Genomic DNA, 16,286 nt, shown 5'->3' with positions numbered 1-16,286 from the left:
TTTCCCTTCGTCGGCTGTGGATCACGCTTCCTCGGCGGCGGCCGAGCGGCGGTTCCAGGCGCGTGGCGCCCGCCAGTGGAAGCGCATCGCGAGCAGGCGCAGCACGAACGCCGTCACGACGGCGAGCCCGCTGGTGAACGCGTTCAGCGCGTCGAAGCGGATGCAGAGGACGACCATGGTCGCGCCGACCATCGCGGGCACGGCGTACAGGTCACGGTCCCAGCGCAGCAGCGACGGCACCTCGTTGGCGAGTACGTCACGGAGCACACCGCCACCCACGGCGGTGGCGAGGCCGAGCGCGGCGGAGGCGGTCAGGCCGAGGCCGTACTCGTACGCCTTGGTCGTCCCGGTCACGCAGAAGAGGCCCAGGCCCGCCGCGTCGAAGGTGTTGACCGAGCCCTGAATGCGCTCGACTTCGGGGTGCAGGAAGAAGACCAGAGTGGCCGCGACCAGCGGCATCAGGAAGTACCCGAGATCCGTGAACGCGGCCGGCGGTACGGCTCCGATGATCAGGTCCCGGAACAGCCCACCGCCCAGCGCCGTGACCTCGGCGAGGACGGCGATGCCGAACACGTCGAAGTTCTTGCGTACGGCGAGGAGCGCGCCGGAGATGGCGAAGACGAAGATCCCGACGAGGTCGAGCGCATGCTGGACGGAGGGCGTGAACAATTCGTGGAGCACCGCACAATTGTGCCGCCTCGACGCACCGGGTCCCGCCCGCCCAGCCGCCACGGGCCCGGCCGGTGGATACCGGTCGGGCCCGTCGGGGTGTGTCCGTGCTCAGCGCTCAGTGCTTCTCCGGCTCCTGGGGCTCCGAAGCGACCGACGCCTCAGCCGGCTCCGAGGAGCCCGGCTCCCGGGGCTCCGGAGCGACCGGACCCGAACCCGAATCCGGACCCGAACCCGAATCCGCAGCCACCTCCGACGCCGACTCCGCATCCGACGCCGTTTCCGACTCCGAACCCGACGCCGACGCCGTCTCCGCCTTCGTCACGTCCACGATCTCGATCGCCTGGCGCGCCGACGGCAGCGAGATGTCGTCCGGCGCCTGGTCGGCCGCGGACTCCGGGTGGTGGCAGGCGACCTGGTGGCCGGGGCGCAGGGACAGCAGCGGCGGCTCCTGGGTGCCGCAGATCTCGGTCGCCTTCCAGCACCGCGTGTGGAAGCGGCACCCGCTCGGCGGGGAGATCGGCGACGGCACGTCACCCTTCAGCAGGATGCGTTCGCTCTCCGCGCCCCGTCGCCTCGGGTCCGGCACCGGCACCGCCGAGAGCAGGGCCTTCGTGTACGGGTGCATCGGCGACTCGTACAGCGACGTGCGGTCCGCCAGCTCCACGATCTTGCCGAGGTACATCACGGCGATCCGGTCCGAGACGTGCCGGATCACGGACAGGTCGTGCGCGATGATCACGTACGTCAGTCCGAGCTCGTCCTGGAGGTCGTCCAGCAGGTTCACGACCTGCGCCTGGATCGACACGTCGAGCGCCGACACCGGCTCGTCGGCGACGACCAGCTTCGGCTTCAGGGCGAGCGCGCGGGCGATGCCGATGCGCTGGCGCTGGCCGCCGGAGAACTCGTGCGGGTAGCGGTTGTAGTGCTCGGGGCTCAGGCCCACCAGCTCCAGCAGCCGCTGCACCTCGCCCTTGACCCCGCCCTCCGGCTCGACGCCCTGCAGCCGGAAGGGAGCGGCCACGATCGAGCCGATCGTGTGCCTCGGGTTCAGCGAGCCGTACGGGTCCTGGAAGATCATCTGGATGTCCCTGCGCATCGGCCGCATTCCGCCGGTGCTCAGGTGCGTGATGTCCTTGCCCTCGAACTCGACCTTGCCGCCGGTCGGTTCGAGCAGCCGTGTGATCAGCCGGCCCATGGTCGACTTGCCGCAGCCCGACTCGCCGACGACGCCCAGCGTCTCACCGCGGCGTACATCGAAGTCGATGCCGTCGACCGCCTTCACGGCGCCGGTCTGGCGCTGCAACAGCCCCTTCTTGATGGGGAAGTGCTTGACCAGACCTTCGACCTTGAGCAGCGGCGACTCCGACGAGTCCGACGATTCTGAATGTGAATTCGAATTCTTCGTTTCGCTCACAGCTTCGGCGCAATCTCTTCGGTCCAGATCCGGGCCCGCTCCTCCTGCGACATGTGGCAGGCGGAGAAGTGGCCGGAGCCCCCGCCGCCGCCCACCGCGCGCAGCTCCGGTCGTTCGGTGCGGGTGACCCCGCCCTTGGGCACGTCCGCGTACGGGCAGCGCGGGTTGAAGGCGCAGCCGCTCGGCACGTTGATCAGGGACGGCGGCTGTCCCTTGACCGGGATGAGCCGGTCGGTCTGGTCCCGGTCGATGCGCGGCATCGAGCCCAGCAGACCCCAGGTGTACGGGTGCTGGGGCTCGTAGAAGATCTTGTCGACCGGGCCGCGCTCCACGCACCGCCCGCCGTACATCACCAGGATGTCGTCGGCGATCTCCGCGACGACGCCCAGGTCGTGGGTGATGATGATGACCGCCGAGCCGAACTCCTTCTGCAGATCCCGCATCAGGTCGAGGATCTGCGCCTGGACGGTCACGTCCAGCGCGGTCGTCGGCTCGTCGGCGATGAGCAGTTCCGGGTTGTTGACCAGCGACATCGCGATCATCGCGCGCTGGCGCATACCGCCGGAGAACTCGTGCGGGTACGCGTCCACGCGCTTGGCGGGCTCGGGGATGCCGACCCGGTCGAGCAGCTCGACCGCGCGCTTGCGCGCCACCTTCTTGGTCACGTCGTTGTGGACGCGGTACGCCTCCACGATCTGGCTGCCCACGGTGTAGTACGGGTGCATCGCGGAGAGCGGATCCTGGAAGATCATCGCCATGTCGCGGCCGCGCAGCCGGCGCACCTCGTCGGGGTCCGCGCCCACGAGCTCCTTGCCGTCGAGCCAGATCTCGCCCGACATCCGCACGTTCTTGCCGCGGGCGCCGAGCCGGTGCAGGCCCATGATCGCGAGCGAGGTCACCGACTTGCCGGAGCCGGACTCACCGACCACGCCCAGGGTCTTGCCCTTCTCCAGCTCGAAGCTGAGCCCGTCGACGGACTTGACCAGGCCGTCGTCGGTCGGGAAGTGGACCTTGAGGTCGCGCACCTCGAGGAACGCCCGCTGCGAGGCGGAGTCCCCGGAAGAGGCGGTCGGCTCACCGACCGCCGCGCCGGTCTTGGACAGTTCGCTCATGACAGCCTCACCCGCGGGTCGACGACGGCGTACAGAAGGTCAACCACGAGGTTGAGGAAGACGACGAAGAACGCCGCGAGGAGGGTGACTCCGAGGATCGGCGGCAGGTCGTTGTCCGTGATCGCCTTCACCGCGTACTCGCCGATGCCGTGCAGCGAGTACACCTGCTCGGTGATCACCGCACCGCCGAGCAGCAGGCCGATGTCCATGCCGAAGACGGTGACGATCGGCGTGAGCGCGGCCCGCAGGCCGTGCTTGGTGACGACCTTGCGCTCGCGCAGCCCCTTGGCCCGCGCGGTGCGGATGAAGTCCTCGTTCATCGTCTCCAGCATCCCGGAGCGGGTGAGCCTGGCGTAGATCGCCGCGTAGAGCAGGGCGAGCGAACACCACGGCAGGAAGAGCGTGTTGGCCCACTGCGAGGGGTTCTCGGCGAACGGCACATACGTCCGGCCGAAGATCTCCAGCTTGTAGCTGAAGAGCAGCAGGAAGAGCTGGCCGGTGAAGAAGATCGGCAGCGAGACACCGGCGAGCGCGCCGCCCATGGTGGCCCGGTCGAAGAAGGATCCCGGCCGCAGCGCGGAGATCACGCCGACGATGATGCCGGAGACCAGCCAGAGCACGGCGGCGCCGACCGCGAGGGAGAGGGTGACCGGCAGCCGGTTCATCAGGTGCGGCCAGACCTCTTCGTGGGTCTTGAAGGAGTAGCCGAAGCAGGGCGCGTCGCAGCGCTCGCTGGTGGGGCCCATGTCATAGGTGGCGCCGGTGACGATCCCCTTGATGAAGTCCCAGTACTGGAGGTAGACCGGCTGGTCGAGTCCCAGGTTCTCCTTGACCGCCGCGATGTCGGCGGGCGTGGGGTTCTTGCCGATGTACTGCTGGGCCAGCTGATCGGCGGTCTGGCCGGCCAGCTTCGGCAGGATGAAGAAGATGCCGAAGGTGACCGCGGAGACGACCAGCAGCAGGATCACCGCTGCGATCGTCCGCCGGATGATGTACGAGATCACGAGGACCGGCGCCGGTGCCCGCGGGCCGGGAAGCCCGCGGGCACCAATGCCTTCACCTGCCTTCCGGGGCTACTTCTTCGTCGTACCGATGTTGAGGTAGTCGTACTGACCGCTGAAGGCGGCCGTGGACACCATGTTGGTGCCGTTCGGCGAGCGGTACAGCAGGACCTTGAAGTACGTCAGCGGGACGATGGCCGCCTGGTCCATGACCTTCTTGTCGACCTCGGCGTAGGCCTTGTTGCGGGCCGCCTCGTCGGGGTTGGCGATGGCGTCGTCGAGGAGCTTGTTGACCACCGGGTCGTTCAGCTGCGAGAGGTTGGTGTTGCCGGACTGGCCGATGGCCTTGCCGTGCACGATCTGCTGCAGGTAGCCGTAGCCGGTCGGCCAGTCGGAGCCCCACTGCATCATGATCAGGCCGATATTCTCCTTCTGGGTGAACGTCGGCACGCCCGCGTAGTCCGTGAAGTACTTGCTCGACGGGTACTGCTTGATCTTGGCCTCGATGCCGACCTTCTTCAGCGACTCGATGACCGCGGTGGCGGCGTCGACCTCGCTCTGGCGGTCGCTGCGGGCGGAGATGAAGGTGGAGATCTTCTCCTTGCCGCAGGCCTTCAGGGCCGCCTTGGCCTTGGCGACGTCACCCTTGTTGCCCGGGGTGGCGTAGGTGTCGAACTTCTCGTAGCCCTTGACGTCCGTCGGCAGCACGGTGGAGGCGATCTCACCACGGATCGGACCGCCCATCGCGGTCTGCACCGAGACCTTGTCGATGGCGTACTGGACGGCCTTGCGGCACTCGACGTTGTCGAACGGCTTCACCTTGGTGTCGATCGCCGTGTAGACGAGGCGGCCGCCGAGCGCGTTGTCGGTGGCGGCCTTCAGGTCGTCCTTGGCCAGGATCTGCGCCTGGGTCTGGGTGTCGACACCGCGGCCGGCGAGGTCGGCGATGATGTCACCGGCCATCAGGTCCTTGTCGATGGTCGCCTGCGCGACCTTCAGGTTCAGGACGATCTTGTCCGGGTACTGCTTGCGCAGCGGGTCGGTCTTCGCGTCCCAGTGCTCGTTGCGGACGAGGGTGACCTGCTTGCCCTCCTCGTAGCTCGCGAACTTGTACGAGCCCGAGGAGACGACGGACTTGGTGTACGTCGCGCCCGTGTCCTTGGCCTTCGGCACCGGGGCGGTCTGCGGGGCGCTGACCAGGTAGTCGAAGTCCGCGAAGGGCTTGTTGAGGTTGAAGACGATGGTGTGGTCGTCCGGGGTCTGGATGGAGTCCAGGCCCTTGCCGCTCTTGTCCTTGTACGGGCCCTTGTACTTGGCCGGGTCCAGGAGGAGCTGCTGGAAGTAGCTCGGGCCGTTGGAGTGCACCTCGCGCGCGAAGTTCGAGCGCTCGACGGCGTACTTGACGTCCTTGGCGGTGACCGGGGTGCCGTCGCTGAACTTGACGCCCTTGCGGATCTTGTACGTCCAGGTCTTGCCGCCGTTGCTCTGGACACCCATCGACTCGGCGAGGTCCGGGACGAGCTCGTTGCCCTTCTCGCCGGCGGCCGGCTTGAAGGTCGTCAGCGGACGCGCGTAGAGGCGGCTGAAGTTGTAGATGAAGGCGTAGTACGTGTTGCCCGGGTCGAACGACTCGGGGGCGTCGGCCATCGCGTAGGTGACCGTGCCGCCCTTCGCGTCCGAGACGTTGACGACGTCCTTGGTCGCGGCGTTGGCGCCGGCGGCCTTGCCGGAGCCGCCGTTCTTGTCCTCCGCCTTGCTGCAGCCGGCGAGCACCAGGCTCGCACTGCTGACGACCGCGAGTGCGGCCACTGCTGACCTTCGCATGATGGTCTGGTTCCCCTTCGTTGTCGGAAACTTGATCGGGACTCGGGCTCGGGAGGTCCCCGCAGCCGTCAGCGGCTGCGCGGGTCGAGCGCGTCCCGGAGGCCATCACCGAGCAGGTTGAAGGCCAGTACGGTGATGAAGATCGCGAGGCCGGGGACGATCATGAACTGCGGGTCGACCTCGAAGTAGGTGACCGCCTCCCTGAGCATTCCGCCCCAGGAAGCCTGCGGGGGCTGGATACCGACGCCGAGGAAGCTGAGCGACGCCTCGAAGATGATGTTGGTGGGGATGAGCAGCGTCGCGTACACGATGATCGGCCCGACCAGGTTCGGCAGCAGCTCCTTGAAGAGGATGTACGGGCCGCGGGCCCCCATCCCGCGCGAGGCGTCGATGAACTCACGCTCGCGCAGCGCAAGGGTCTGGCCGCGCACGATCCGGGCCATGTAGGGCCAGTTGAAGAAGCCGATGACGAAGATCAGCACGCTGATGTGGAGCGGCAGGCCCTCAAGTCCGAAGGCACCGCCCTGCAGTGTCGCCGAGATGGCGATGGCGAAGAGGAGCAGCGGGAACGCCAGGAAGGTGTCCATGAGCCGGCTGATGACGCTGTCCACGCGGCCGCCGTAGTAGCCGGCGACCAGCCCGAGGATGGTTCCGATGACGTTCGACAGGACGGTGGCGCCGAAGGCCACCACGAGCGAGACCCAGGATCCCTCGAGGATGCGGGCGAGCATGTCGCGGCCGAACTTCGGGTCCACTCCGAGGAGGTGGTCCCAGCTCATTCCGCCGAAATCGCCCTTGGGGAGGGAGGTGTTGGGGTCGATGAGGTCCTGCTGGAAGGCGTTCGGATCCAGGCCCAGGAGCGACTGGAGCGGCCGGGAGAGCACCGCGACCAGGATGAGCAGGATGACGACGACGCCTCCGGCGACGGCGAGTTTGTCGCGTTTGAACCGCATCCAGGCGATCTGGCCGAGTGAACGGCCTTCGATCTGACCCTGTTTGGCCCCCGCGAGGACTGCCTCCGGCTGCGCGTCGGCTGCCGCTCCGGTGGTCTCGATCGGTGCGGTCACAGTGCCACTGACCCCTCTCGGCCGACGGTGGCCGGCCCCCCATACCCGCCGTGGTAACGGCCTGACTCACTTGGCTGGTGCTCGAAGCGGATGCTCGAGACTCATGCGCGAACAAAGGGCAAACGGACCTTTGTTAGCGGGGAGTCAACATCGGGTTCGCGATCACCCGCCAGACCTGACGGGGAATGTTTGCTCAACCGTGATGCGACCGGACAGCTACCGCTATCCGGACGGGCCAGGAGTCTGAGCGGAGAGATTCGGCCATTTACCGGTCGGTACTGGTCCGTTTCGGACCGGTACGTGTGGAGCGTGTCTCAGTGGCCGGTCAGCTCCGATCGGGGCTGACCATCGGCGCTGATGGGGACTCACCATCGGCGCTGATCGGCGCATATCGGAGCCGGTCAGCGCTGCGGTCGGTACACGCGGGGAGGGCGTGGTCAGTACACGCGCGAGGGGCCGCGGTCAGTACGCGCGGGGGCGCGGTCAGTACGTGTGGGGGCGCGGTCAGTACGTGTGGGGGGGGGCGCGCTCAGTACACGCGGGAGGCGCGGTCAGTACGCGCGAGGAGCCGCGGGAGGGTAGCCGTAACCCGGCTGCGGGGACGGCGCGGCGTGTGCCTCGCGGTCGTAGAAGGGGCGGGCGTTGGCCCGCAGCCACATGGTCACCGGGTCGTACTCGTCGGACATGGCGACGGTGGAGACCGGGAGTCCGTCCGGGACCGCCGCGATCGACTGACGCATCATCGCCCGCACGGCGTCGACGGACTGCGCACCCGTGTCGTAGAGATCGAGGCCGATGGCGAGATAGGGAGCACCGAGCGCCGGCTGCACCCAGGCTCTGCGCAGCGAACGGACGGCCGGGGTGCGGTGCGCGTTCTGCGTCAGGAGGGCGTAGAACTGCGGGATCTCGACGGCCGGTTCGGTCAGCCGCAGCGGTCCGGCGGGCATCCGCTCGAGGCCGGTGGCGATACGGCGCAGATCGAGCCACGGGATGCCGACGCCGCCGCCCGGGGCGTGCGGGTTGAGCCAGATTCCGTAGCGGTCGGGGAAGAGGGCGCGGGCGATGTCCACACCGGTGGCCACTTCATGGGCCCGGGTCCAGCCGGAGGCGGCGAGCTCCTGGGCGGAGGTGACACAGGGGGCGTAGACCTGGCCGTCCACCTCCATGTTTCCGTACTGGGCGTCGGGGGAGCCGGCCTGGCCGTGCCAGAGCAGCATCCAGAGCCGGCCTGCCGACGGGTCGCAGAGCGCGTGGAGCAACGCCTCGTACGCGTCGTAGCGTCCGGGCGTCACCTGGCGCAGCATGTGCTCGACCTGCCCGGCCGCCGCGGTGCCTGACGCGCTCACTGTGGGTCCCGCCCCTCTTCGATCCGCCGATCCATACGCCTGCGCCGCGCCCTGACACACGACGAGCGCGGCGGCCACGTCATCAAACCAGCTTAGGCGGCCTCACTGACACTGCCTTGACGACCCAGGCGTGCCGCCCGGGAGCGCCAGGGGTGCAGGTGGTGCTAGGGGTGCTCGGGGTGCTGACGGGTGTAGAAGGGGCGCACCCGGTTCAGCATCCAGTCGCCGACCGGGTCCTGTGTGACGTCCAGCAGGACCAGGTTGACGGGCCAGCTCACGGGGACCCGGCCGAGCGCCCGGCCCAGGGCGTCCATCGGGGCCGTGCGGTGGTGGCCCTCCCAGTCGGAGAGCTGGACGCCGATGAACAGGGAGGGCGCCTCGCCCTCGACGCTCGCGAGCACCCGGCGGGCGGTCTGGACGATCCCGGTCGACTCGAACTCGCCCGCCGCGGCGGCCAGGAAATCGACCGGCTCCTCCTGCCAGTCCGGCTCGTAGAGCCGCACCCGGCCCCCGGTCGCGGGACCGTCCAGGGGCGTGCGCCCCACCCGGCACAGCTCGGCGACGGCGATCGGCGGCAGCGGTACGCCGACGGCGCCGCCCGGGTTCACGGCGATGCCCAGCTGAGGGGGCAGGCCGCGGGCGAAGTCGATCGCGGGGGCGACGGTGCCGGAGACGGCGTCGCCGACGCACTGGAGGAACTGCTGCTGCGAGCTGAAGACGGGGACGTAGGCGGCGCCGTCGATCTCCATGGTGGGTAGGTCGAGGCTGGGGCTGTCCGGTCCGCCGCCGTTGGGCAGCGGCACCCAGATGTGGCTGCGGCCCAGTACTTCGACCAGCCGGCCGCCGGCGGCGGGGTTGCCGACGGAAGCGGCCAGCACCTCTTCGAGCTCATTGGCCGGCCATGTCGTGTCCACGTCGATCCCTGCTTCCCCGTCCGCCCCTGCCGGGCCACGATGTCCTGCGCCAGCAGGGTACCGGGGGTGGGGGCGCCTGCGGCGGCCACGCGGCGGAGCCGCACATCGATGCTGCTCCCCGCCCGCCCCTACACCCGCAGCGCCCGGCCAGGCTCTTCGCCTGCCGGCCGCCCCGGGCCGACCGCGCCCGCCCGGGGGAGCGCCGGGGGCGCCTGCGGCGGGCCACGCGGCGGAGCCGCACATCGATGCCGCTCCCCTCCCCGCCCCTCCCCGAACTGGGGGCAAGCCCCCAGACCCCCGTACGGCCTCCGGCCGTGTCCTCAAACTCCCCCTACGCCCTGCGGGCGTGGGGGGACCCCCGGCCGGGCTGGGTTTCCCAGCCCCGCCGGCGTTTGAGGCGCGGGGGTTCGGGGGCGGAGCCCCAGCGGGGCCGCGCCGCCGTCCTCACACCACCCCGTCGAAGCCGATCCGGGTCAGGGCCGTCGCCGCCGTCCGGTCCAGGAGGGTCGCGGAGGCGCAGCCGGACGGGAGGCGGCCGCGCTCGGCGTCGTGGACGAGGCGGGAGACCGCGCGGCGGTGGCGGGCGAAGGCGTAGCCGGAGACACCGCGGCCGCGCTCGCGCTGGCCCTCGCGGGCGAGGTCGGGGGTCACGTCCAGCAGGACCAGGTGCAGGGCACGCCCGCGCCGCCGCGCCTCGCGGGCCAGCCAGCGCCGCACCCAGGACTGCGTACCGCAGTCGTGCACGACCACGCTCGCACCGGAGCGCAGGGCGCGCCGCAGCCCCGCGTAGTGCGCGAGGCGGACCAGCGGCCGGTAGACGGCGTACGGCAGGGCGCGGGGCATCCGGCGGTCCCAGCGGTCCCGGGTGTCCTGGGAGTCGATCCCGCCACCCTCCGCGGCCCGCCGGATCAGGGTGGACTTGCCACTGCCGGGCAGCCCGGAGACGACGACCACGTCCCCCTGGCCGAAGATCAGCCGGCGCGGGGCGCGCCGCGACCGGTCGCGCAGATCGCGCACCACGGGCAGGTCTCGCAGCGGCACCGGCGCGGGCACCCCCGCCGGGACCGGATACGCGCCGGACACTCCGGATCGCTGCAACGTCATCGCTCTCCCCCTTGTCGGGTCTTCGGGACCCTGCCCAGGAAGCTTAAAGAAAAGGTAATGACCAACAAGTGATTTGCCGATCGGAGCGCCCGTGCAATGATGTGCCCGCCAACTGCATACCGGCCGTTCGAATCCGCGCGGGAGAGTCCCGGGCACCTCTGGTACCGACTTTCGGTACCTACGAGTGTGCCGGGCGCCGAAGGAGCAAGTCCCTCCCTTGAATCTCTCAGGCCCCGTACCGCGCGGGTGAGGCAGATCTGAAAAGCGGGCCGCCGCCCTGTGGCTGGTGGCTCCACCCAAGGTGCAAGTCGTGGTCATCACGTACGTTCCGTACGTGTGGTCGTGATGAACCTCTCAGGTTTCGATGACAGATGGGGAGGATCGTCCTCGCCAGTCATGCCCTGGGAGCCCCATCCATGAGCACCGCCCCCCGTCTCACCGCCCTCGATGCCCTGCATCGCTCGCTGGGCGCCACGATGACCGACTTCGCCGGCTGGGACATGCCGCTGCGCTACGCCAGTGAGCGCGACGAGCACAACGCCGTACGGACCAAGGCCGGCCTCTTCGACCTCTCCCACATGGGCGAGATCACCGTCACCGGGCCGCAGGCCGCCGCTCTGCTGGACTACGCGCTGGTCGGGAACATCGGCGGGGTCGCCGTCGGCCGCGCCCGCTACACCATGATCTGCCGTGAGGACGGCGGGATCCTCGACGACCTGATCGTCTACCGCCTCGGCGAGGCGGAGTACATGGTCGTCGCCAACGCCTCGAACGCGCAGATCGTCCTCGACGCCCTCACCGAGCGCGCCGGCGGCTTCGACGCCGCCGTGCGCGACGACCGCGACGCGTACGCGCTCATCGCCGTACAGGGCCCCGAGTCCCCCGGCATCCTGAAGTCGCTCACCGACGCCGACCTGGACGGGCTGAAGTACTACGCGGGCCTGCCGGGCACCGTCGCCGGGGTCCCGGCGCTGATCGCCCGTACCGGCTACACGGGTGAGGACGGCTTCGAGCTGTTCGTGGCCCCTGCCGACGCCGAGAAGCTGTGGCAGGCCCTGACGGACGCGGGCAAGGACGCCGGTCTGATCCCCTGCGGCCTGTCCTGCCGCGACACGCTCCGCCTGGAGGCGGGCATGCCGCTGTACGGGCACGAGCTGACCACCGCGCTCACCCCCTTCGACGCGGGCCTCGGCCGGGTCGTGAAGTTCGACAAGGCGGGCGACTTCGTCGGGCGCGAGGCCCTTCGGGCCGCGGCCGAGCGTGCGGAGACGAATCCCCCGCGCAAGCTCGTCGGACTGATCGCCGAGGGCCGCCGGGTCCCGCGCGCCGGAATGCCCGTCGTCTCCGGCGGCCAGGTGATCGGCGAGGTCACCTCCGGCGCCCCGTCGCCGACCCTCGGCAAGCCTCTCGCCATCGCGTACGTGGACGCCGCGCACTCCGCGCCCGGCACCGAGGGCGTCGGCGTGGACATCCGCGGTACGCATGAGCCGTACGAGGTCGTCGCCCTGCCCTTCTACAAGCGCCAGAAGTGACGACCGCGGTCTTCGCCGTCTCACCCTCCAAGACCACGTCCCACAGCACTCCCCCGCGTACAGGAGAATTCTGCTCATGAGCAACCCCCAGCAGCTGCGTTACAGCAAGGAGCACGAGTGGCTGTCGGCCGCCGAGGACGGCGCGTCGACGGTCGGCATCACGGAGCACGCGGCGAACGCCCTCGGCGATGTCGTGTACGTCCAGCTTCCGGCAGTCGGTGACACGGTGACCGCGGGCGAGTCCTGCGGCGAGCTGGAGTCCACCAAGTCGGTCAGTGATCTGTACTCCCCGGTGACCGGTGAGGTCACCGAGATCAACGCCGATGTCGTCGACGACCCGTCGCTGGTGAACTCCGCCCCCTTCGAGGGCGGGTGGCTGTTCAAGGTACGCGTCACGGGCGAGCCGGATGATCTGCTCTCCGCCGACGAGTACACCGCGTTCACCGGCAACTAGGGACCAGACCACCATGTCGCTTCTGAATACCCCTCTCCATGAGCTCGACCCGGACGTCGCCGCCGCCGTCGACGCCGAGCTCCACCGCCAGCAGTCCACCCTGGAAATGATCGCCTCGGAGAACTTCGCTCCGGTCGCGGTCATGGAGGCGCAGGGCTCCGTCCTCACCAACAAGTACGCCGAGGGCTACCCGGGCCGCCGCTACTACGGCGGCTGCGAGCACGTCGATGTCGTCGAGCAGATCGCCATCGACCGCATCAAGGACCTGTTCGGCGCCGAGCACGCCAACGTCCAGCCGCACTCCGGCGCCCAGGCCAACGCCGCCGCGATGTTCGCGCTGCTGAAGCCGGGCGACACGATCATGGGTCTGAACCTCGCCCACGGCGGGCACCTGACCCACGGCATGAAGATCAACTTCTCCGGCAAGCTCTACAACGTGGTCGCGTACCACGTGGACGACGCCACCGGCCAGGTCGACATGGCCGAGGTCGAGCGCCTCGCCAAGGAGTCCAAGCCGAAGCTGATCGTGGCCGGCTGGTCCGCGTACCCCCGCCAGCTGGACTTCGCGGCCTTCCGCCGGATCGCGGACGAGGTCGGCGCGTACCTCATGGTCGACATGGCCCACTTCGCGGGCCTGGTCGCGGCCGGTCTGCACCCGAACCCGGTGCCGCACGCCCATGTCGTGACCACGACCACCCACAAGACGCTGGGCGGCCCGCGCGGCGGTGTGATCCTCTCCACGGCCGAGCTGGCCAAGAAGATCAACTCCGCGGTCTTCCCCGGTCAGCAGGGCGGTCCGCTGGAGCACGTGATCGCGGCCAAGGCCGTCTCCTTCAAGGTCGCGGCCTCCGAGGAGTTCAAGGAGCGCCAGCAGCGCACGCTGGAAGGCGCGAAGATCATCGCCGAGCGGCTGGTCCAGGACGACGTGAAGGAGGTGGGCGTCTCCGTCCTCTCCGGCGGGACGGACGTGCACCTGGTCCTCGTCGACCTGCGCCACTCCGAGCTGGACGGCCAGCAGGCCGAGGACCGCCTCCACGAGGTCGGCATCACGGTCAACCGCAACGCGGTCCCGAACGACCCGCGCCCGCCGATGGTCACCTCGGGTCTGCGCATCGGCACGCCCGCCCTCGCCACCCGTGGCTTCCAGGGCGAGGACTTCCGTGAGGTCGCCGACATCATCGCCGAGGTGCTCAAGCCGTCGTACGACGCCGAGGCCCTCAAGGCGCGCGTGACGGCGCTCGCCGCGAAGTTCCCGCTTTACCCTGGTCTGTAACAGCCTGGTCTGTGACCACCGGGCCGTAACGGTCTGCCGTTAGCAGCCCGAAGCAAAACAAACGGGGCACCGCACACACTTACCGGTGAATGCGGTGCCCCGCAGCACGTACCGCGCGTTCGTTCTTCTGCACGACCCTGGCAGACAACGGCGTCTACCACCCCACAAGGAGTTCCCCGTGGCCATCTCGGTCTTCGACCTGTTCTCGATCGGCATAGGCCCGTCCAGCTCCCACACGGTCGGCCCGATGCGCGCGGCGCGGATGTTCGCCCGCCGCCTCAAGAACGAGGGCCTGCTGGCCCACACCACGGCGGTACGCGCCGAGCTCTACGGTTCACTGGGTGCTACCGGCCACGGCCACGGCACCCCGAAGGCCGTCCTGCTGGGCCTGGAGGGCGACTCCCCCCGTACGGTCGACGTCGAGACGGCCGACGACCAGGTCGAGCGGATCAAGGCCACGAAGAAGATCAGCCTCCTCGGGGTGCACGAGATCGGCTTCGACTTCGACGAGGACCTCGTCCTGCACCGCCGCAAGGCGCTGCCGTACCACGCGAACGGCATGACCCTCTGGGCGTACGACGCCGAGGGCGCGACGCTGCTGGAGAAGACGTACTACTCGGTCGGCGGCGGGTTCGTCGTCGACGAGGCGGCGGTCGGCGAGGACCGGATCAAGCTCGACGACACCGTACTGAAGTACCCCTTCCGCACCGGTGACGAGCTGCTGCGGCTCTCCCGCGAGACGGGTCTGTCGATCTCCGCCATGATGCTGGAGAACGAGAAGGCCTGGCGGACCGAGGACGAGATCCGCGCGGGGCTGCTGGAGATCTGGCGGGTCATGCAGGCCTGCGTCTCGCGCGGAATGTCCCGCGAGGGCATCCTGCCGGGCGGCCTCAAGGTGCGCCGCCGCGCCGCCACCACCGCGCGCAAGCTGCGCTCCGAGGGCGACCCGCAGGCGCTCGCGATGGAGTGGATCACGCTCTACGCGATGGCCGTGAACGAGGAGAACGCGGCCGGTGGCCGGGTCGTCACCGCCCCGACGAACGGCGCCGCCGGCATCATCCCCGCCGTTCTGCACTACTACATGAACTTCGTCCCCGGCGCCGACGAGGAGGGCGTGGTCCGCTTCCTGCTCGCCGCGGGCGCGATCGGCATGCTCTTCAAGGAGAACGCCTCGATCTCCGGCGCCGAGGTCGGCTGCCAGGGCGAGGTCGGCTCCGCGTGCTCCATGGCGGCCGGCGCGCTCGCCGAGGTGCTGGGCGGCTCGCCCGAGCAGGTGGAGAACGCCGCGGAGATCGGCATGGAGCACAACCTGGGCCTGACCTGCGACCCGGTCGGCGGTCTCGTCCAGATTCCGTGCATCGAGCGCAACGGAATGGCGGCGGTGAAGGCCGTCACGGCCGCGCGGATGGCGATGCGCGGCGACGGCAGCCACAAGGTCTCCCTGGACAAGGTCATCAAGACCATGAAGGAGACGGGCGCGGACATGTCGGTCAAGTACAAGGAGACCGCGCGCGGCGGCCTCGCGGTGAACATCATCGAGTGCTGATCGTCCTCGGCCGCCGATCGCCGCGTGCTCGTCACCGGGTACTGAGCCAGTGCGGGTCCGGGACCACCGTCAGGACCGCCGAGACCAGCAGGGCCAGCGCGAGCAGCGCCACCTCCACGCGGGCCGGGACCTGGCTGTCGTCCCGGCCGCGTATCAGCCGGTGCCGGGCCGTCAGCGCCAGCACGCTCACCACGGCGACCAGCACCAGCTTGGCGATCAGCACCCGCCCGTACGCCGTCGTGAACACGACGTCCGCCGGCAGCCTGCGCAGTGAGGTGACCGTGCCCGTGAGGGCGACCGCGGCGAAGGGGTAGGGCGCGAGGCGGGCGTAGCGGGCGAGCACGGCCCGTCCGGCTTCCGGCTCCGCGCGCCGCAGCCACATGGTCCGCAGGACGTACAGCAGCCCGCCCGACCAGAGCGAGGCGGCGGTCAGGTGCACCACCGTCAACGCGGTGCCCACCTCCGGGCTGACCGGCTCCGGATGCGCGCGCAGCGCCTCGGCGAGGACCACCAGGGCCAGCGGGGCGAGGGCACGGGCCGGGCGGCCGAGCCCGGCGCAGAGGGCCGCGAACGTGAAGCCGTTGGCCATGAGCAGCAGCAGGACGCCGTCACGGGTGGCGTAGGCGGCGGTGACGTCGAGGTGACTGACAGCGGCCAGGACGAGGATCTGCCCGGCCGACGCACCGGCCCCCGCGAGCGCCGCCCACAGCCCCCAGTCGCGGGGCCGCGGGCCCGGTCCCGCGAGCCGGCGCCCGGCAAGCTCGCCGATGTGCACGGCGAGCGCGACGAAGACGACGGCGCGCAGGGCGGTGGTGGTGCCGGGAGCGGGGATGCGGAGCTCACCGGTGCCGTGGGTGGCGATGGCCACGCCGAGCAGGGCGACGACGAGCGCGGCGAGCGTGCCGCCCGCGATCGCGGCGGCGGTGAGCGGGCGCGGCACGAGACCGCGCGCCGGGCGGGAGCCGGTCCGGTCGCGCACCTCCCTGTCAGTGGGTCCGGGCGTCACCGAACAATCGTCTCCAGCCGT

Annotated in this window: 14 protein-coding genes and 1 riboswitch; of the genes, 4 read left to right on the top strand and 10 right to left on the bottom strand. The window is 69.9% G+C overall.

All coding sequences use genetic code 11. The features are described 5' to 3' along the window. Positions 1 to 21: 21 nt before the first annotated feature. The 9 genes from ABT342_RS24705 to ABT342_RS24665 all read right to left on the bottom strand — a co-directional run bounded on the left by ABT342_RS24705 (position 22) and on the right by ABT342_RS24665 (position 10,454). Positions 22 to 681: a trimeric intracellular cation channel family protein gene (locus ABT342_RS24705; protein ID WP_351577832.1), complete on the bottom strand. Its 660-nt coding sequence runs from the start codon at positions 679 to 681 to the stop codon at positions 22 to 24. A 106-nt stretch (positions 682 to 787) separates the two neighbouring features. After that, a complete protein-coding gene (locus tag ABT342_RS24700) occupies positions 788 to 2,086 on the bottom strand; it encodes an ABC transporter ATP-binding protein (protein ID WP_351577827.1) in 1,299 nt (432 codons plus the stop codon). Next, complete coding sequence (locus ABT342_RS24695; RefSeq protein ID WP_351577825.1) at positions 2,083 to 3,198, bottom strand: ABC transporter ATP-binding protein; 1,116 nt, start codon at positions 3,196 to 3,198, stop codon at positions 2,083 to 2,085. The genes ABT342_RS24700 and ABT342_RS24695 overlap by 4 nt, the downstream gene beginning before the upstream one ends. After that, on the bottom strand, positions 3,195 to 4,202 hold the full coding sequence (locus ABT342_RS24690) for an ABC transporter permease (protein ID WP_351577822.1): 1,008 nt from the start codon (positions 4,200 to 4,202) through the stop codon (positions 3,195 to 3,197). Before ABT342_RS24690 ends, ABT342_RS24695 begins: the two co-directional genes overlap by 4 nt. Positions 4,203 to 4,271: 69 nt before the next feature. Continuing rightward, complete coding sequence (locus tag ABT342_RS24685) at positions 4,272 to 6,023, bottom strand: ABC transporter substrate-binding protein (RefSeq protein WP_351577819.1); 1,752 nt, start codon at positions 6,021 to 6,023, stop codon at positions 4,272 to 4,274. A gap of 68 nt (positions 6,024 to 6,091) precedes the next feature. Then, positions 6,092 to 7,090 (bottom strand): ABC transporter permease, encoded by a 999-nt coding sequence (locus tag ABT342_RS24680; protein WP_351577816.1) that lies wholly within the window; start codon positions 7,088 to 7,090, stop codon positions 6,092 to 6,094. Between the two features lie 551 nt (positions 7,091 to 7,641). After that, positions 7,642 to 8,436: an enhanced serine sensitivity protein SseB C-terminal domain-containing protein gene (locus ABT342_RS24675; RefSeq protein ID WP_351577813.1), complete on the bottom strand. Its 795-nt coding sequence runs from the start codon at positions 8,434 to 8,436 to the stop codon at positions 7,642 to 7,644. A gap of 164 nt (positions 8,437 to 8,600) precedes the next feature. Beyond that, entirely contained in the window at positions 8,601 to 9,350 is a 750-nt protein-coding gene (locus ABT342_RS24670) for an enhanced serine sensitivity protein SseB (protein ID WP_351577810.1), read from the bottom strand. A gap of 444 nt (positions 9,351 to 9,794) precedes the next feature. Beyond that, positions 9,795 to 10,454 carry an AAA family ATPase gene (locus tag ABT342_RS24665; RefSeq protein WP_351577807.1) on the bottom strand — a complete coding sequence of 220 codons (660 nt, stop codon included), beginning with the start codon at positions 10,452 to 10,454 and terminating at the stop codon, positions 9,795 to 9,797. 128 nt (positions 10,455 to 10,582) lie between these two features. Beyond that, positions 10,583 to 10,705: riboswitch (glycine riboswitch) on the top strand. 165 nt (positions 10,706 to 10,870) lie between these two features. On the opposite strand from ABT342_RS24665, the gene gcvT reads away from it, so the two are divergent. The 4 genes from gcvT to ABT342_RS24645 all read left to right on the top strand — a co-directional run bounded on the left by gcvT (position 10,871) and on the right by ABT342_RS24645 (position 15,259). Further along, the gene (gcvT, locus tag ABT342_RS24660; protein WP_351577804.1) at positions 10,871 to 11,986 is read left to right on the top strand and encodes a glycine cleavage system aminomethyltransferase GcvT; all 1,116 of its coding nucleotides are present in this window, start codon (positions 10,871 to 10,873) and stop codon (positions 11,984 to 11,986) included. A gap of 76 nt (positions 11,987 to 12,062) precedes the next feature. Further along, on the top strand, positions 12,063 to 12,440 hold the full coding sequence (gcvH, locus tag ABT342_RS24655) for a glycine cleavage system protein GcvH (RefSeq protein WP_351577801.1): 378 nt from the start codon (positions 12,063 to 12,065) through the stop codon (positions 12,438 to 12,440). A gap of 13 nt (positions 12,441 to 12,453) precedes the next feature. Next, entirely contained in the window at positions 12,454 to 13,713 is a 1,260-nt protein-coding gene (glyA, locus tag ABT342_RS24650) for a serine hydroxymethyltransferase (RefSeq protein WP_351577798.1), read from the top strand. A 178-nt stretch (positions 13,714 to 13,891) separates the two neighbouring features. After that, positions 13,892 to 15,259, top strand: coding sequence for an L-serine ammonia-lyase (locus ABT342_RS24645; RefSeq protein WP_351577795.1), 1,368 nt, complete (start codon positions 13,892 to 13,894; stop codon positions 15,257 to 15,259). 31 nt (positions 15,260 to 15,290) lie between these two features. On the opposite strand, the gene ABT342_RS24640 is transcribed toward ABT342_RS24645, so the two are convergent. Continuing rightward, positions 15,291 to 16,265 (bottom strand): CopD family protein, encoded by a 975-nt coding sequence (locus tag ABT342_RS24640; RefSeq protein ID WP_502965606.1) that lies wholly within the window; start codon positions 16,263 to 16,265, stop codon positions 15,291 to 15,293. Positions 16,266 to 16,286 lie beyond the last annotated feature (21 nt).

The sequence above is a fragment of the Streptomyces sp. NPDC000410 genome (genome assembly GCF_040300305.1).
Lineage (GTDB): Bacteria > Actinomycetota > Actinomycetes > Streptomycetales > Streptomycetaceae > Streptomyces.
Note: the sequence above shows the minus strand (reverse complement) of the source record. Positions and strands in the feature narration are given on the sequence as shown.

What these genes read in the sequence shown, in the direction of transcription:
- ABT342_RS24685 (WP_351577819.1), bottom strand. Translation starts at nt 6,023, where the DNA reads ATGCGAAGGTCAGCAGTGGCCGCACTCGCGGTCGTCAGCAGTGCGAGC.
- glyA (WP_351577798.1), top strand. Translation starts at nt 12,454, where the DNA reads ATGTCGCTTCTGAATACCCCTCTCCATGAGCTCGACCCGGACGTCGCC.
- gcvT (WP_351577804.1), top strand. Translation starts at nt 10,871, where the DNA reads ATGAGCACCGCCCCCCGTCTCACCGCCCTCGATGCCCTGCATCGCTCG.
- ABT342_RS24665 (WP_351577807.1), bottom strand. Translation starts at nt 10,454, where the DNA reads ATGACGTTGCAGCGATCCGGAGTGTCCGGCGCGTATCCGGTCCCGGCG.
- gcvH (WP_351577801.1), top strand. Translation starts at nt 12,063, where the DNA reads ATGAGCAACCCCCAGCAGCTGCGTTACAGCAAGGAGCACGAGTGGCTG.
- ABT342_RS24695 (WP_351577825.1), bottom strand. Translation starts at nt 3,198, where the DNA reads ATGAGCGAACTGTCCAAGACCGGCGCGGCGGTCGGTGAGCCGACCGCC.